The sequence below is a fragment of the Rhodococcus sp. NBC_00294 genome (assembly GCF_036163995.1).
In the GTDB taxonomy this organism is placed as follows: Bacteria; Actinomycetota; Actinomycetes; order Mycobacteriales; family Mycobacteriaceae; genus Rhodococcoides.
Window position 1 is genome coordinate 3,496,020 of sequence record NZ_CP108043.1, and the last position, 13,804, is coordinate 3,509,823.

Consider the following 13,804-nt stretch of genomic DNA (forward strand, 5'->3'; position numbering starts at 1 on the left):
GTCAGACCATCGCTTCGGGGACGGCGTGCGACGGAACGCTCTCGCGGGGCCCGGCATCGACTCCCGCTCCCACCAGTTCCGCCAGGACGGCGACCGCGTCCTCGATCTCCTCGGGGCTGCGGGAGAACGGGATGCGTTGGCACTCGTCGAAGGCGTATCCCGTCCCGAAGCGTGACCCGGGGGCGAGCAGCAGTCCGCGCCCGCGGGCCGATTCCACCAGGTCCGTCGACCGGACACCCGGTGGCAATGTGCACCACAGCGACAGTCCGCCGCGCGGCCGGTGGAAGGTCCAGCCCGGCAGCGACCGCGTCACGGCCGCCATCGCCGCGTCGCGACCCGCCCGCAGCTGATCGGCGCGGTGCGTCACCACCGCGTCGTACTCGCCGAACAGTTCCACGGCCGTGTACTGATCCATCATCGACACCGAGAGCTGCCGCCTCGCGTAGGTCGTGGCCACGCGCGCCAGGTGCACCGGGTCCGCGCGCACCCACCCCACCCGCAGCCCGCCCCAGACGGTCTTGCTCAACGATCCGACCGTGATGCAGGCGCGGTCCGGGACCGGTGCGCCGAACGGCTCGACGTCGGCGTCGCCGTCGAGACGGAGGTCGGCCGACGCCTCGTCCACCACGGTCACCACGGCGTGCCGATGCAGCGTGGCCGCGAGCCGACGCCGGGACGTCTCGGGCAACACCGCTCCGGACGGGTTGGAGTGGTCGGGCATCAGGTAGGCCAGTACCGGATCATGTTGCCGCGCAGCCCTGTCCATGTTCTCCACGAACGTGTCGGGATCATCCGGATCGATGGCCACCGGAACACACTTGCCACCCACGGCTCGCACCATGTCGATGGCGCCCGGGTAGGTCGGGTGTTCGGTCAGCACACGATTGCCCTGTTCGACGAAGGTGTCGATCACGGCGTGCAATGCATCGCTGGCGCCAGCGGTCACGAGAATCTGGTCGGCGCTGGTGGGGAGCCCGCGAGCGGAGTAGTACCGGGCGATCGCCTCGCGCAGTCGGCCCACACCGGTGGGCACGTAGCCGACGTGCAGGCCCGTCGTGCTCAGCGCGCGGGCAGCAGCGTCGTAAGCGGGTCCCAGCAGGGCCGAGGCCGGCGGCGCGGCGTTGACGAATTCGAGCACGCCCGGTTGGGTGCCGCGCAGGATGCCGCCCCACGGCTGACTGTCCCCGCGCGGAACGACGAAGGTGCCTGCCCCGTGCACCGACACCGCGATGCCGTGCTCACGGAGTTCGCGATAGGCCGACGCGACCGTCACACGGCTGACCCCCAGCACCGACGCGAGGACGCGCTCCGCGGGCAGGCGGGCATCGGCGGCCACCGCGCCTTCCTCGACGAGACGGTGCAGTTCCTGCGCGAGTCCGAGGTACAGGGACCGACTGTCCCGCGCGACGGCGGTCATGTCGATCGCGGCGGCGAGTGCGCGCGCCGACAACCCGTCGCGCAGCCGTGCGGGAGTGGATGCCATGCCGCCACTATGCCACAGTCCACTCGAGTCCAGTGGACTGCTCCACCAGGCCTCTCGCCGGTCGAGACTCTGTCCATGATCGTCATCGGAACACTTCTGGCCCTGTCCACTCTCAGCATCGGGTTCGGCGCCGTCGCCGTCGCGGGCGGCGGTCGCCACTCTCTCGAGGGCCCACCGCGCAGTCGGCCCGTGTCCACCACCGGTCGATGAGGCTGCCGCGTCGCCTCCACTACTGTGGATCACATGTCGGGACGCACAGCGCGCACGGACGCGCTGATACTCGCCGGCGGACGCAGCTCACGGATGCAGGGAACCACCAAGCCGACGGCACTCGTCGACGGTGTCACCCTCGTCGATCGGGTGGTGGCAGCGACATCGTTCTGCACCGTCACCGTCGTCGTCGGACCGGACAGCGCGACCTCGGGGACCACGACGCCGAACCCTCCCGGACCGAGGCGTGTCCGCCGCACCCGCGAGGACCCGCCGTTCGGAGGCCCGGTACGTGCGTTGGCGGCCGGGCTGGCCGTCACCGTCGACGACGGTGACGGTCCGCGGGAGAACGACGTCGTGTTGACCCTGTCCGCCGACCTGCCGTACATCACCGAGCCTGCACTCCGACTGCTCGTGCGAGAACTGCTGCGAGACACGACAGTCGAAGCAGTGTTCGGAACCGACTCGACCGGTCGCACCCAGTACCTCGTGGGCGCCTGGCGTCGCGACGCCCTCGTTCGAGGCGTCACCGCCGCGCTCGCACGCTGTCCGGCGGACGCCGAGCGCGGCCCGTCCATCCGCGACGCCCTGCCGGACGTCGTGGGCACCGTGGCGCTCACCGGCATCGACGACGTGGACACGCCCACCGAACTCGCGGCCGTCCGCACCGCGTCGAGACGCCCCTCCGTCGAGGTGGCGCGCGTCCTCGTGGGGAGCAGACTCACCGCGATCACACCTCGTACCGCGTCCCTGGCCGACAGCCTCGGCGGCACGCTCGCGGAGCCGCTGATCGCCGCACGCCCGTTTCCGAGCTTCGTCACGTCCGCGATGGACGGCTACGCCGTGCGCGGCGACGGACCCTGGCACGTCGACGACGCCGTGGTGGTCGCCGGCGCCACCGACGACGTCGTCCTCGACACCGGCCACGCGGTGCGCATCGCCACCGGCGCAGCGGTTCCGGCGGAGGCGGGCGTGGTACGCGACGAGTTCGTCGTTCTCGACGACGACGGTCTGCTCCACCGGTCGGACGGCGCACCCGTGCGCGACGACGCCCGCAGTGTCGCCGAGGACTGGGACGGCGGAAGCGAACTCGCGCCGGCGGGCACCGTCATCTCCCCCGCCGTCGTGTCGGCCGCGCTCTCTGCCGGCGTGATCCGGGCGTCGACGCGCCCCGCACCGACCGTCCGACTCGTCCTCACGGGCGACGAGATCGGCGACGACACCGCGCCGGTGGCCGGGCGCATCCGCGACACCATCGGGCCGGTCATGCCGACGTACCTACGGTCGTGCGGGTTCGCACTCGCCGACGTCGCGCACTGCGCCGACACCGACGATGCCTTCGACGCGGCGATCCACGGCGGTGCGGACTCCGCACCGCCGGACGTCGTCGTCATCATCGGCGCGACCGGCGGCGGCGCCGCGGATCGACTGGACGACGCACTTCGACGTGCCGGAGCACACCGTGTCGTCGACGGACTCGCCTGTCGCCCCGGCGGTTCCGCCTCCGTCTCGGAGCTGCCCGATCATCGCGTGGTCCTGGGTGTCCCGGGCAATCCGTATGCCGCCGTCACCACGGTGATGCTGCTCGGGCCCGCCATCGCCGCGGCCTTGACCGGACGGTCCGTCCCGATACCGCTGACCGGAACACTGGCCACCGAGGTCGATGCCGGTGACGTCACTCGAGCCCTGCCCGCGTCCTACCTCGGTGCGGGTACCTGGCGGTGCGAGAGCTCTGTGCGTACAGCACATCTCGCCGCGCTGGTGGGCCGTGACGGCATCGCCGTCGTCACTGCAGGCCGGAGTCCGGGCGCTCCCGTCGAGATCGTGCCGCTGCCGCAGAGATGACGTCGGCACCCTCGCGGTAGCGATCGACGAGCAGCTGCACCACTCCCCCGTGCAGCCCCAGCGGTTCGGTGACACCGTCCGCTCCAGCGGACTGCAACCTCGTGTGAAAGAGGCCGGGCGCCAACAGGTACGAGGCGACGAAGACCTTCTCCCCGGTGGCCTTCAGAGTGGGGACCAGGTCCGCCGCGCGCGGCTCGCCCGTGGCGACGTAGGCGACGGTGACCGCCGATCCGGTGACGGCGGCGAGCTGATCCGCCGCGGTGTGCACGTCGTCGAGGGCCCGCACGTCGGAGGAGCCCGCCGCGGCGAGGACGATGCGATCGCCGGTCGTCCATCCGATCTGCTCGAGCCTGTCACGCAGTACCCGCGCGAGGTCGAGATCCGGGCCCAGTGCGCGGGTGACGTGGACGTCGTCGTGACCGCTCTCGGCGATTTCGCGGGGCACGTCCGCGTGCACGTGATAGCCCGAGGCCAGGAAGGCGGGCACGACCACGACGGGACCGTCGACATCGCGCAGAACCTCCGACGGAGTGGGTCCGAGCACGTCGACGAAGGCGACCCGCACCGGGCCCACGTGCGGAGCCACGGCGTCGGCCAGCGCGGCGATCACCTCGACGCCGGCGGGGTTGCGCGTGCCGTGCGCGACGAGGACCAGTCGAGGATCGCTCACGACGCCTCCCCCGTCCGGCCGAGGCCGCCGCCCGGAACACTCGACACGGCGTCGATCAGGTCGTCCGCGCTGTCGTCGACGGCGAGGCGGTATCCCCGCTTGACGACGGTCTGGATCGCTCTGGGTGCGCCGAGCGCGGACCGCACTCGCGCCATGGCCGTCTCGACGGCATGGGTGTCGCCGCCCCCACCCGGCAGAGCGGCGAGCAGGTCCTCGCGGGAGACCACCTGTCCGGGACGGCGAGCGAGAGTCTTCAGCACGGCCATGCCCGCGGGTGACAGAGCCTTGGGTGTGCCGTCGACGACGACGCACGCGCCGAGAACGCGCAACTCGTGACCGCCGGCCCGGACGATGCCCGCTCGACGCGGAAGTTCGTCGGCGACGTGGCGCACGAGAGCTCCGACACGCGCCCGCGCGGGCGCCGTCGTGGGAACACCCAGTACGTCGAGCGGAGCAGAGGTCACGGGCCCGACGCACACGGCGAGCACCCGATCGCGGAACGACTGCAGCATCGGTTCCAGCACACCGTTCTCTTTGGCGCGCATCAACATCGAGGCCACGGCGGGGGCACTGGTGAAGGTCACCGCATCGAGGTCACCACACAGCACGGCCTCGATCATGCGGTCCATCGGTGCCGAGTCGTCGGGTTGCACCCAGCGGTAGACCGGAACCGGGATGACCGTCGCGCCGGCCTGCCGCAGCACCTCGCAGAAGTCCGGAACCGGCTCCCACTCGGTGGTGGCGCCGTGCAGTTGCACCGCGACGCGGACGCCGTCCACGCCCTCCGCCAAAAGATGTTCCAGCACCTCCGCGGACGACTCGGACTCCGGTGACCACTCCTCGCGCAGACCTGCTGCACGGATGGCTCCCTTGGCCTTCGGTCCACGGGCGAGGATGCGGGTGCCCTCGAGAGCGCGAGTGAGCTCCTCGGCGTCACCCCACCCGTCGGCGGCCTCCATCCAGCCACGGAAACCGATGCCCGTGGTGGCCACGGTGACAGCCGGCGGAGACTCGATGATCTCGCGGGTACGACGACCGAGCTCCGCATCGTCCGACAGCGGAATGATCCTGATCGCCGGGGCGTGCACGACGTTCGCTCCGCGCCGTACCAGCAGCGAGGCCAGTTCGTCGGCGCGTCGAGCCGCGGTGACGCCCACGGTGAACCCCGCGAGGGGAGCGTCGGACGAGGTCGGCTGATCGATCACGGGGATGTCGTCTCCGTTCCACTTCTCGGCCGGACGGATGTGCCCGAGGTCTGGGTCGATGCGCCCGAGGGCTGGGCGGACACTGCGACGACGCCGTCGATCACGGTGACCTCGTGTACCGCCAAGGTCGTGTCCGGATCGTCGAGGCAACGGCCGTCCACCAGCGAGAATACCTGCTTGAGCAACGGCGACGCGACGGTCGGCTCGCCGCCGCGGTCCCCGACCAGTCCGCGCGACATCACGGCGGCCCGTCCGAAGGGGTCGATGTTGCTCACGGCGAACAGCTCCTCGTCGCCGGTGCGGAACAACGCCACCTGCGCCCCGGAGGGCAGCAACACGGCGACTCCCCGACCCGGGGTGAGTTCCGAGAGTGCGAGCGCGGTGATCCACTCGTCGGTGTCGCCGCTGGTCATGGTCGTGGAATGGCGAGGTGCTGAGTCGATGACAGTCATGATGGTCCTCCCTGGGGACAGTTCTACGGGGCTGGTGTTACTCGGCCGTTACGGCGACATGACGGGCCACATCTCGGCCGGCCTCCGGCCTTCCCGGCCACTCACCCGACCGGAACGGACGGCATCCCCATCAGGACCGGAACCTTGCGGGCACCGGACTCGTCGAACGAGACGGTGGGGTCGGACTCCTCCGGGGCGTTGACGAACGAGACGAAGCGCGCGAGCTTGGTCTCGTCCTCCAACACACCCCGCCACTCGTCCCTGTAGCCCTCGACGTGCGACGCCATCGCGGCCTCGAGGTCCGCGGCGATACCCAGGCTGTCCTCGCACACGACGGCGCGCAGGTGGTCGAGTCCGCCCTCGAGACTCTCGACCCACGGCGCCGTGCGCTGCAGGCGGTCCGCCGTGCGCACGTAGAACATGAGGTACCGGTCGATGTACCGGACGAGAGTGGTGTCGTCCAACCCCGACGCGAGGAGTTGCGCGTGCTTCGGCGACTGCCCGCCGTTGCCGCCGACGTACAGGTTCCAGCCACTCTCGGTGGCGATGATGCCGACGTCCTTGCCGCGCGCCTCGGCGCATTCGCGGGCGCAGCCGGACACACCGAACTTGATCTTGTGCGGGGACCGCAGACCCCGGTAGCGCTTCTCGAGGTCGACGGCCATGCCCACGGAGTCCTGCACGCCGTAGCGGCACCACGTGGACCCGACGCAACTCTTCACGGTGCGCAACGACTTCCCGTAGGCCTGACCCGACTCCATGCCGGCGTCGACCAATCGCTTCCAGATGGCGGGGAGCTGCTCCACGCGCGCGCCGAACATGTCGATGCGCTGACCACCCGTCACCTTGGTGTACAGACCGAAGTCGCGTGCCACCTCACCGATGACGATCAATTGTTCGGGAGTGCACTCTCCACCCGGCATCCGCGGCACGACGGAGTAGGTGCCGTTCTTCTGGATGTTGGCGAGGAAGTGATCGTTGGTGTCCTGCAGGGCAGCCTGCTCACCGTCGAGGATGTGTTCCGAGGACGTGGACGCCAGGATCGAGGCCACGACCGGCTTGCAGATGTCGCAACCGGCGCCGCGGCCGTGAGCGGCGACGAGACCGGAGAACGTGCGGATGCCCGCGCCGGCGACGATCTCGAACAACTCGCGCCTCGACTGGGAGAAGTGCTCGCACAGGGCCTTCGACATGACCACGCCCGACGCGGCGAGCAACTGCTTGATCGTGGGGAGACAGCCACCGCACGTGGTGCCGGCGTCGGTGCAGGACTTGACCGAGGCGATGTCGCAGGCGCCCGCAGCGATGGCCGAGCAGATGGTCCCCTTGTCCACACCGTTGCACGAGCACACCTCGGCATCGTCGGGAAGCGCTCCGGCGCCGAGCTTCTCGCCGCTCGGCGAGATCAGTGCAGCCGGATCGCCCGGGAGTTCGCGGCCGACGAGCGGGCGCAGCGTCGCGTACGCCGACGCGTCCCCCACGAGGATGCCGCCGAGCAGAGTCCTCGCGTCGTCCGACAGCACGAGCTTGGCGTAGGTGCCCTTCGCGGCATCGTTGAGCACCACCTCGAGTGCGCCCTCGGTGGCGCCCATCGCGTCCCCGAAACTGGCGACGTCGACACCGAGCAGTTTGAGCTTGGTCGAGAGGTCCGCGCCCGGGAACTCGGCGGTACCGCCGACGAGCCGATCGGCGACGACCTCCGCGCTGGAGTACCCCGGAGCGACGAGGCCGTAGCACCGGCCCTCGATGGCCGCACACTCGCCGATGGCATAGATCGCGGGATCCTCGGTACGGCAACCGATGTCGGTGAGGATGCCACCACGCTCGCCGACCGGGAGGCCGCTTGTACGGGCGAGAGCGTCCTGCGGGCGGACACCCGCCGAGAACACCAGCAGGGCGGCGTCGATGACGCTGCCGTCCGCCAGAGTGACGTCGATGCCGTGATCGTTCTCGGCGATGGCCGAGGTGCCGACACCGGCGTGGACGGTGACACCGAGCTCGGTGACGAGCTTCGCCAGGACCGCACCGCCGCCCTCGTCGACCTGCAGCGGCATCAGTCGCGGCGCGAATTCCACCACGTGCGGCGTCATGCCCATCTGCTTCAGGGCGTTCGCGGCCTCGAGACCGAGCAGGCCGCCGCCGACGACCACTCCCACCGCGCCGGGGCCGGCCGCGTCGGCGCAGGTGCGGATGCGATCCAGGTCGTCGATCGTGCGATAGACGAAGCAGCGATCGAGGTCGTGCCCCGCGATGGGCGGGACGAACGGGTAGGACCCCGTGGCCATGACCAGCGCGTCGTACGGCACCACCGCACCGTCCGAGGTGGTGACCACCCGAGCGTCGCGGTCGATCGACTCGGCCCGCACGCCGGTACGCAGGGTCACCGCGGTGTCCCCGACATAGTCGTTGCCCGCCAACGCGAGTTCCTTGTGGTCCCAGGCGCCGACGTAGGACGAGAGCCCGACGCGGTCGTAGGCGGGGAGGGCCTCCTCGCAGAGGACGGTGACGGACCACTCGCCGGCCGTGTCGCGTGCGCGCAGCGCCTCGACGAACCGGTGGCCCACCATTCCGTGTCCCACTACCACGACTGTGCGGTGAGCGGTCTGGTCGGTCATGAGAATCTCCTCGGGAAACGGTGAACGGGTGGTGTGACTCGGGTCGGTCATGCGGTGACCGGGAAGGCCGGAGGCCGGTCGTTGTCGGGGACCGGGAAGGCCGGAGGCCGGTCGTTGTCGGGGACCGGGAAGGCCGGAGGCCGGCCGTTGTCGGGGACGGGATCCGCTCGGTGCAGCCAGTCGCAAAGGCCGTCGACGACGCCCACGCAGCTACCGCAACCGGTGGTGGCGCGGGTCTTCTCGGCCATGGCCTCGGGGGTGTGGGCACCGCCGCGCCACGCGCTGACCAAGTGCTTCTTGGTGACGGTGTTGCAGCGGCAGATCACGGCTGCGTCGGGCATGGTCGACGGGTTGGCGCTCTCGGTGGGTCCACCGACGAGGTGCCCGAGCAGCAGGGTCATACGGTCGACGGGGACCAGCGATCCGCCGTCGAAGTACTGGCTGAGCGTTCCGACGACTTCCGGGTTGCCGAGCATCACCGCGCCGACCAGGCGGTCCTTGCGGACGACGACCTTCGCGTACCGGCCGCGGGTGGGGTCGCTCATGACGAGGACCTCGGACTCGGTGTCGTTCGGGTCGACGTCGATCTCGCCCATCGAGGCGAGGTCGACGTCGTGCGCCTTGAGGCGGGTGATCTGCGCGGTGCCGTGGTACTCGGCGCGGGACGCGCTGCCGCACAGCTGGTCCGCGACCACCCCGGCCATCTCCCAGGCGGGCTGGACCAGGCCGTAGACCTCACCGCGGTGCTGGGCGCACTCGCCGATCGCGCGGATGTGCGGGTCGGAGGTGCGCAGGTCGTCGTCGACGACGACAGCGCGGTCGACGTCGAGCCCGGCCGCGACGGCGAGGTCGATGTTCGGACGGATCCCGGCCGCGACGACGACCAGGTCGGCGGGCAACGCGCTGCCGTCGGACAACACGAGTTCGCGCGCGCCGTCGGGCGCGGTACGCAGAGCCTCGGCCCGAGCGCCCAGCGCCACGTCCATCCCCAGCTCTCGCAACACTCGGGTCAGTACGGCGCCGCCACCGGCGTCCATCTGCTTCTCCATCGGATACGCGCGGGGGTGGACGATGGTGACGTCCGATCCGCGCATGAGGGCGCCGCGTGCGGCTTCGATGCCGAGAAGCCCGGCGCCGATCACGACGACGCGGGAACCGGGTCCCGTTGCTGCGGTGATGGCGTCGCAGTCGGCGAGAGTGCGGAACGCCACCACACCGTCCGCGGGGTGACCGTCCGCGTCGGTCATGCCGGGCGCGGGCGGCAGGAAGGACCGCGAGCCGGTGGCGAGGACGAGCGTGTCGTAGGTGTCCGTGGACCCGTCCGAGCGCGTGATCGTGCGCCGCTCGCGATCGATCGACGTGACCGCGACCCCGATGTGCGTCTCCAGACCGTTGCGCTCGCACCAGTTCTCGGGCTTGATTCGAGTGTCCCTCGGGGTCAGGTGCCCGGCGACCACGTTGGAGAGCAGGATGCGGTTGTACGCGGCGTGATTCTCGTCGCCGTAGACGACCACCTGGACGCGGGCCGCATCCGCGTCGCGTCGGTGGATCTCCTCCTGCAACCGGGCACCGGCGAGGCCGTTCCCGACCACGACGACGCGATGAGGTGCACTCATGCCGTCTCCCCGTCCGTCGCGCCGACCAGGTGCGCGGCGATGCGCACCGCGCAGACCTTGAACTCGGGCATCCGGCTGGTGGGATCGAGTGCCGGGTTGGTCACGAGGTTGGCGCGCGCCGCATCGGCGAAGTGGAACGGCAGGAACACCGTGTCGAGCCGCATCGACGCGTCGCACCGCACGCGGGCGACGACCGTTCCGCGGCGCGAGACGACGTCCGCGTCGTCGCCGTCCTCGAGCCCCGCGCGACCGGCGGTGTCCGGGTGGACCTGGACGAACATCGGGCCTGCCGCCTCCGACAGGGACGGCACGCGCCGGGTCTGCGCACCGGACTGGTAGTGCGTGAGCACCCGCCCCGTCGTCGCGAGGAGAGGAAAGTCGGCGTCGGTGGGTTCTGCGGGCCCGACCTGGTCGACCGTGACGAAACGCGCTCGCCCGGTGGGTGTCTCGAAACGATCGAGGAACAGTCTCGGTGTGCCGCCGTGCGTCTCCGACGGTACCGGCCAGTGCAGCGCATCCCCGGCGTCGAGACGCTCGTAGGTCACGCCCGAGTAGTCGGCGATGCCACCGCGGGACGCTCGGCGCAACTCCTCGAACACCGTCCGTGCGTCGCGGGGGAAGCGGTCGGCGGGCTGGCCCAGGCGAACGGCGAGATCGGCGAGGATGTCGAGCTCCCCGCGCGCGCCCTCGGGAGCGTCCACGGCCCTGCGCCGGCGCAGGATGCGGCCCTCGAGAGAGGTCATGGTGCCCTCCTCCTCGGCCCACTGCAGCGTCGGCAGCACCACGTCGGCCATCGCGGCAGTCTCGGAGAGCACGAAATCGGTGACGACGAGCATCTCGAGTGAGGCGAGCCGATCGACGACGTGACCGGCCCGCGGGGCCGAGACGGCGATGTTCGAGCCGTGCACCATGAGCGCGCGGGGACCACCGGGGGTGCCGAGGGCGTCGAGCAGTTCATAGGCGCTCAGTCCCGCACCCGGGAGTGCGGACTCCTCGATACCCCAGAGGGCGGAGATGTGTTCACGCGCTGCGGGATCGGTGATCTTGCGGTATCCGGGAAGCTGGTCCGCCTTCTGCCCGTGCTCGCGTCCGCCCTGTCCGTTGCCCTGGCCGGTGATGCAGCCGTATCCGGTTCCGTGTCGTCCGCACAGCCCCAGCACGAGAGAGAGTCCGATGACGGCCGAGACCGTGTCGGTTCCGGACGCGTGCTGTTCGGCTCCACGGGCGGTGAGCACGTAGGCGCCCGTACCCGCGTCCCGTGACTGCGCCAGCAACCGCACCGTCTCCCGCAGGCGAGCGACGGGAACGCCGGTGACGCGCTCGGTCCGCTCCGGCCACCACTGCGCCGCCGCCGTCCAGAACTCGTCGAAACCCTCGGTGCGTGAGTCGATGTAGTCGCGATCGGCGTACCCCTCGACCACCGCCAGATGCACCAGGCCCAGCGCGAGTGCCAGGTCGGTGCCCGGCGACAGTTGCAGGTGCACTCCGCCGGCGGACAGCGCCCGGTCCACCGTCGCGGTGCGCCGTGGGTCGGCGACGATGAGCCCGCCCGCGTCGGCGGCGGTCCGGAGATGCTGCACGAAGGGGGGCATCGTCTCCGCGACGTTGCCGCCCAGCACCAGCACGGCCCGCGCGGAACCGATGTCCGCCAACGGGAACGGCAGTCCTCGGTCGATTCCGAACGACTTGTTGCCGGCGGCCGCGGCCGACGACATGCAGAACCGCCCGTTGTAGTCGATGTTCGACGTGCCCAGCGCGACACGGGCGAACTTGCCGAGCATGTAGGACTTCTCGTTGGTCAGCCCGCCCGCCCCGAAGATCCCGACCGCGTCGGCGCCGTGCTCGGCCCGGACGCGTCGAAGCGTCGTGGCCACCGCGTCGAGTGCGGCGTCCCAGGTCGTCGGGACGAGTTCCCCGTCGACACGCACCAGTGGTGCGGTGAGCCTGCCGGGCACTCGCAGCACCTCGGCGGCGGTCCACCCCTTCTGGCAGAGACCACCCTTGTTGGTCGGGAACTGGCGGGCCTCGATCCCGGCGCTCGCTGCATCCGTGCCGGTGACGGTCATCGCGCACTGCAGCCCGCAGTACGGGCAGTGCGTCGCCGTTCCTGCTCGGGTGGCCGGTGGCCGAAGGGTCTCCGGCACGGATGCAGCGACGGTCATACGGTGACCACGTCCTGCTCGTTCGCGGTACGCGCGCCGGATCGGCGGAGGTACACGGCCCACGTGGCCGCGGCGCAGAGGACGTAGAAGACGAGGAAGACCCAGAAGGCGGACGTCGCCGACTTCTCCGCGCCCGAGTACGACGCGCGCAGGACCAGGTTGATGCCCACTCCACCGAGCGCGCCGATCGCACCGGCGATACCGATGAGCGCACCGGACATCCGGCGGGACCACGCGGCCTGCTCGGTGGCCGACATCCCCACCAGCAACGTCGACTTCGACGCGAAGATCGCCGGAATCATCTTGTAGACGGAGCCGTTACCGAGCCCCGAGAGCACGAACAGCAGGATGAAGCCGACGACGTAGAACACCATCATCGATCCGGTCGCCGCTCCTGCCGTGGCGTCGTCCGTCATCGACGTCGCGACCAGGATGCCGGCGGAGAAGATCATCGCGACGAAGGTGTACATCGTGATGCGGCCGCCGCCGACGCGGTCGGCGAACTTGCCGCCGATCGGTCGGGACAGGGAACCGAGGAGCGGGCCGATGAACGCGATCTGAGCGGCGTGCAGGGAGGCCTGTGCCTGCATGGCCGGGGTGACCGCACCCCCGTCGGCCAGACCGGCGAGGAAGTTGATCTGCAGGATCTGCCCGAACGCGAAGCTGTAGCCGATGAACGACCCGAACGTGCCGATGTAGAGGAACGCGATCCACCACGAGTCGGAGAAGCGCAGCACGTCGATCATGGAGCGGCCGTTGGTCTTCTGGTTGTCCAGGTTGTCCATGTACAGGGCCGCGCCGACGGCGGCGACCGCGATCAGGACGAGGTAGACGGCGCACACGATCTCGGGTGCGGTGTTGCCCACCGTCGCGATGACGAGGAGCCCGATGAGTTGGATGACGGGGACACCGATGTTGCCGCCGCCTGCGTTCAGTCCGAGAGCCCACCCCTTCTCACGCTGGGGATAGAAGGCGTTGATGTTGGTCATCGAGGAGGCGAAGTTGCCGCCGCCCAGACCCGCGAACGCGGCCACGACGAGATACGTCGTGTACGAGGCGGGATTCATCATGAAGTACAACGTCAGCACGGTCGGGATCAGCAGCACGAGGGCGCTGAAGATCGTCCAGTTACGGCCGCCGAACTTCGCGGTGGCGAACGTGTACGGGATCCGCAGGATGGCGCCGACCAATGTCGGCACGGCCACCAGGAAGAACTTCCCGGCCGGGTCGATGCCGTACTGCGCCATCGGCATGAAGAGCACCATCACGGACCAGATGGACCAGATGGAGAAGCCGACGTGCTCCGCGACGACGGACCAGATCAGGTTGCGGCGGGCGATGTGCTTGCCGCCGGCCTCCCAGGCCTCGACGTCCTCCGCGTCCCAGTTCGTGATGTGGTGCTTACGAGCGACTGCACCGGGGGCACCGGTGGGCGCCGTGGCAGCGCCGGTATCCGACAAGCTGGTCACGAGTGGCCTCCTGATCTCTGGGGAAGCCCAAAGATAGGAAAACCATGTTGCGGGGGCGCTGCACGCTGTGACCCGTG

At 70.2% G+C, this 13,804-nt stretch carries 10 protein-coding genes; 2 read left to right on the forward strand and 8 right to left on the reverse strand.

Annotated features, from left to right (window positions below; all coding sequences use genetic code 11):
* Nucleotide 1: 1 nt before the first annotated feature.
* Nucleotides 2–1,483 carry an aminotransferase-like domain-containing protein gene (gene yczR, locus OHB23_RS16320; RefSeq protein WP_056447838.1) on the reverse strand — a complete coding sequence of 494 codons (1,482 nt, stop codon included), beginning with the start codon at nucleotides 1,481–1,483 and terminating at the stop codon, nucleotides 2–4.
* 75 nt (nucleotides 1,484–1,558) lie between these two features.
* Between yczR and OHB23_RS16325 the strand changes: the two genes are divergently transcribed.
* Nucleotides 1,559–1,693, forward strand: a complete 135-nt coding sequence (locus OHB23_RS16325; protein ID WP_261769634.1) for a hypothetical protein — start codon at nucleotides 1,559–1,561, stop codon at nucleotides 1,691–1,693.
* 33 nt (nucleotides 1,694–1,726) lie between these two features.
* Nucleotides 1,727–3,538: an NTP transferase domain-containing protein gene (locus OHB23_RS16330; RefSeq protein WP_328809903.1), complete on the forward strand. Its 1,812-nt coding sequence runs from the start codon at nucleotides 1,727–1,729 to the stop codon at nucleotides 3,536–3,538.
* Here the strand turns inward: OHB23_RS16330 and OHB23_RS16335 are convergent.
* The 7 genes from OHB23_RS16335 to OHB23_RS16365 all read right to left on the reverse strand — a co-directional run bounded on the left by OHB23_RS16335 (nucleotide 3,480) and on the right by OHB23_RS16365 (nucleotide 13,727).
* On the reverse strand, nucleotides 3,480–4,208 hold the full coding sequence (locus OHB23_RS16335) for a sirohydrochlorin chelatase (RefSeq protein WP_328809904.1): 729 nt from the start codon (nucleotides 4,206–4,208) through the stop codon (nucleotides 3,480–3,482). The genes OHB23_RS16330 and OHB23_RS16335 overlap by 59 nt on opposite strands.
* Nucleotides 4,205–5,410 carry a uroporphyrinogen-III synthase gene (locus OHB23_RS16340; RefSeq protein ID WP_373428391.1) on the reverse strand — a complete coding sequence of 402 codons (1,206 nt, stop codon included), beginning with the start codon at nucleotides 5,408–5,410 and terminating at the stop codon, nucleotides 4,205–4,207. The genes OHB23_RS16335 and OHB23_RS16340 overlap by 4 nt, the downstream gene beginning before the upstream one ends.
* On the reverse strand, nucleotides 5,410–5,865 hold the full coding sequence (gene nirD / locus OHB23_RS16345; RefSeq protein ID WP_328809905.1) for a nitrite reductase small subunit NirD: 456 nt from the start codon (nucleotides 5,863–5,865) through the stop codon (nucleotides 5,410–5,412). The genes OHB23_RS16340 and nirD overlap by 1 nt, the downstream gene beginning before the upstream one ends.
* A 101-nt stretch (nucleotides 5,866–5,966) precedes the next feature.
* Nucleotides 5,967–8,480, reverse strand: a complete 2,514-nt coding sequence (gene nirB, locus OHB23_RS16350; protein WP_328809906.1) for a nitrite reductase large subunit NirB — start codon at nucleotides 8,478–8,480, stop codon at nucleotides 5,967–5,969.
* 47 nt (nucleotides 8,481–8,527) lie between these two features.
* Nucleotides 8,528–10,096 (reverse strand): FAD-dependent oxidoreductase, encoded by a 1,569-nt coding sequence (locus tag OHB23_RS16355; protein ID WP_328809907.1) that lies wholly within the window; start codon nucleotides 10,094–10,096, stop codon nucleotides 8,528–8,530.
* Nucleotides 10,093–12,258, reverse strand: coding sequence for a molybdopterin oxidoreductase family protein (locus tag OHB23_RS16360; RefSeq protein ID WP_328809908.1), 2,166 nt, complete (start codon nucleotides 12,256–12,258; stop codon nucleotides 10,093–10,095). Before OHB23_RS16360 ends, OHB23_RS16355 begins: the two co-directional genes overlap by 4 nt.
* Nucleotides 12,255–13,727 (reverse strand): nitrate/nitrite transporter, encoded by a 1,473-nt coding sequence (locus OHB23_RS16365; RefSeq protein ID WP_373425225.1) that lies wholly within the window; start codon nucleotides 13,725–13,727, stop codon nucleotides 12,255–12,257. The genes OHB23_RS16360 and OHB23_RS16365 overlap by 4 nt, the downstream gene beginning before the upstream one ends.
* Nucleotides 13,728–13,804 lie beyond the last annotated feature (77 nt).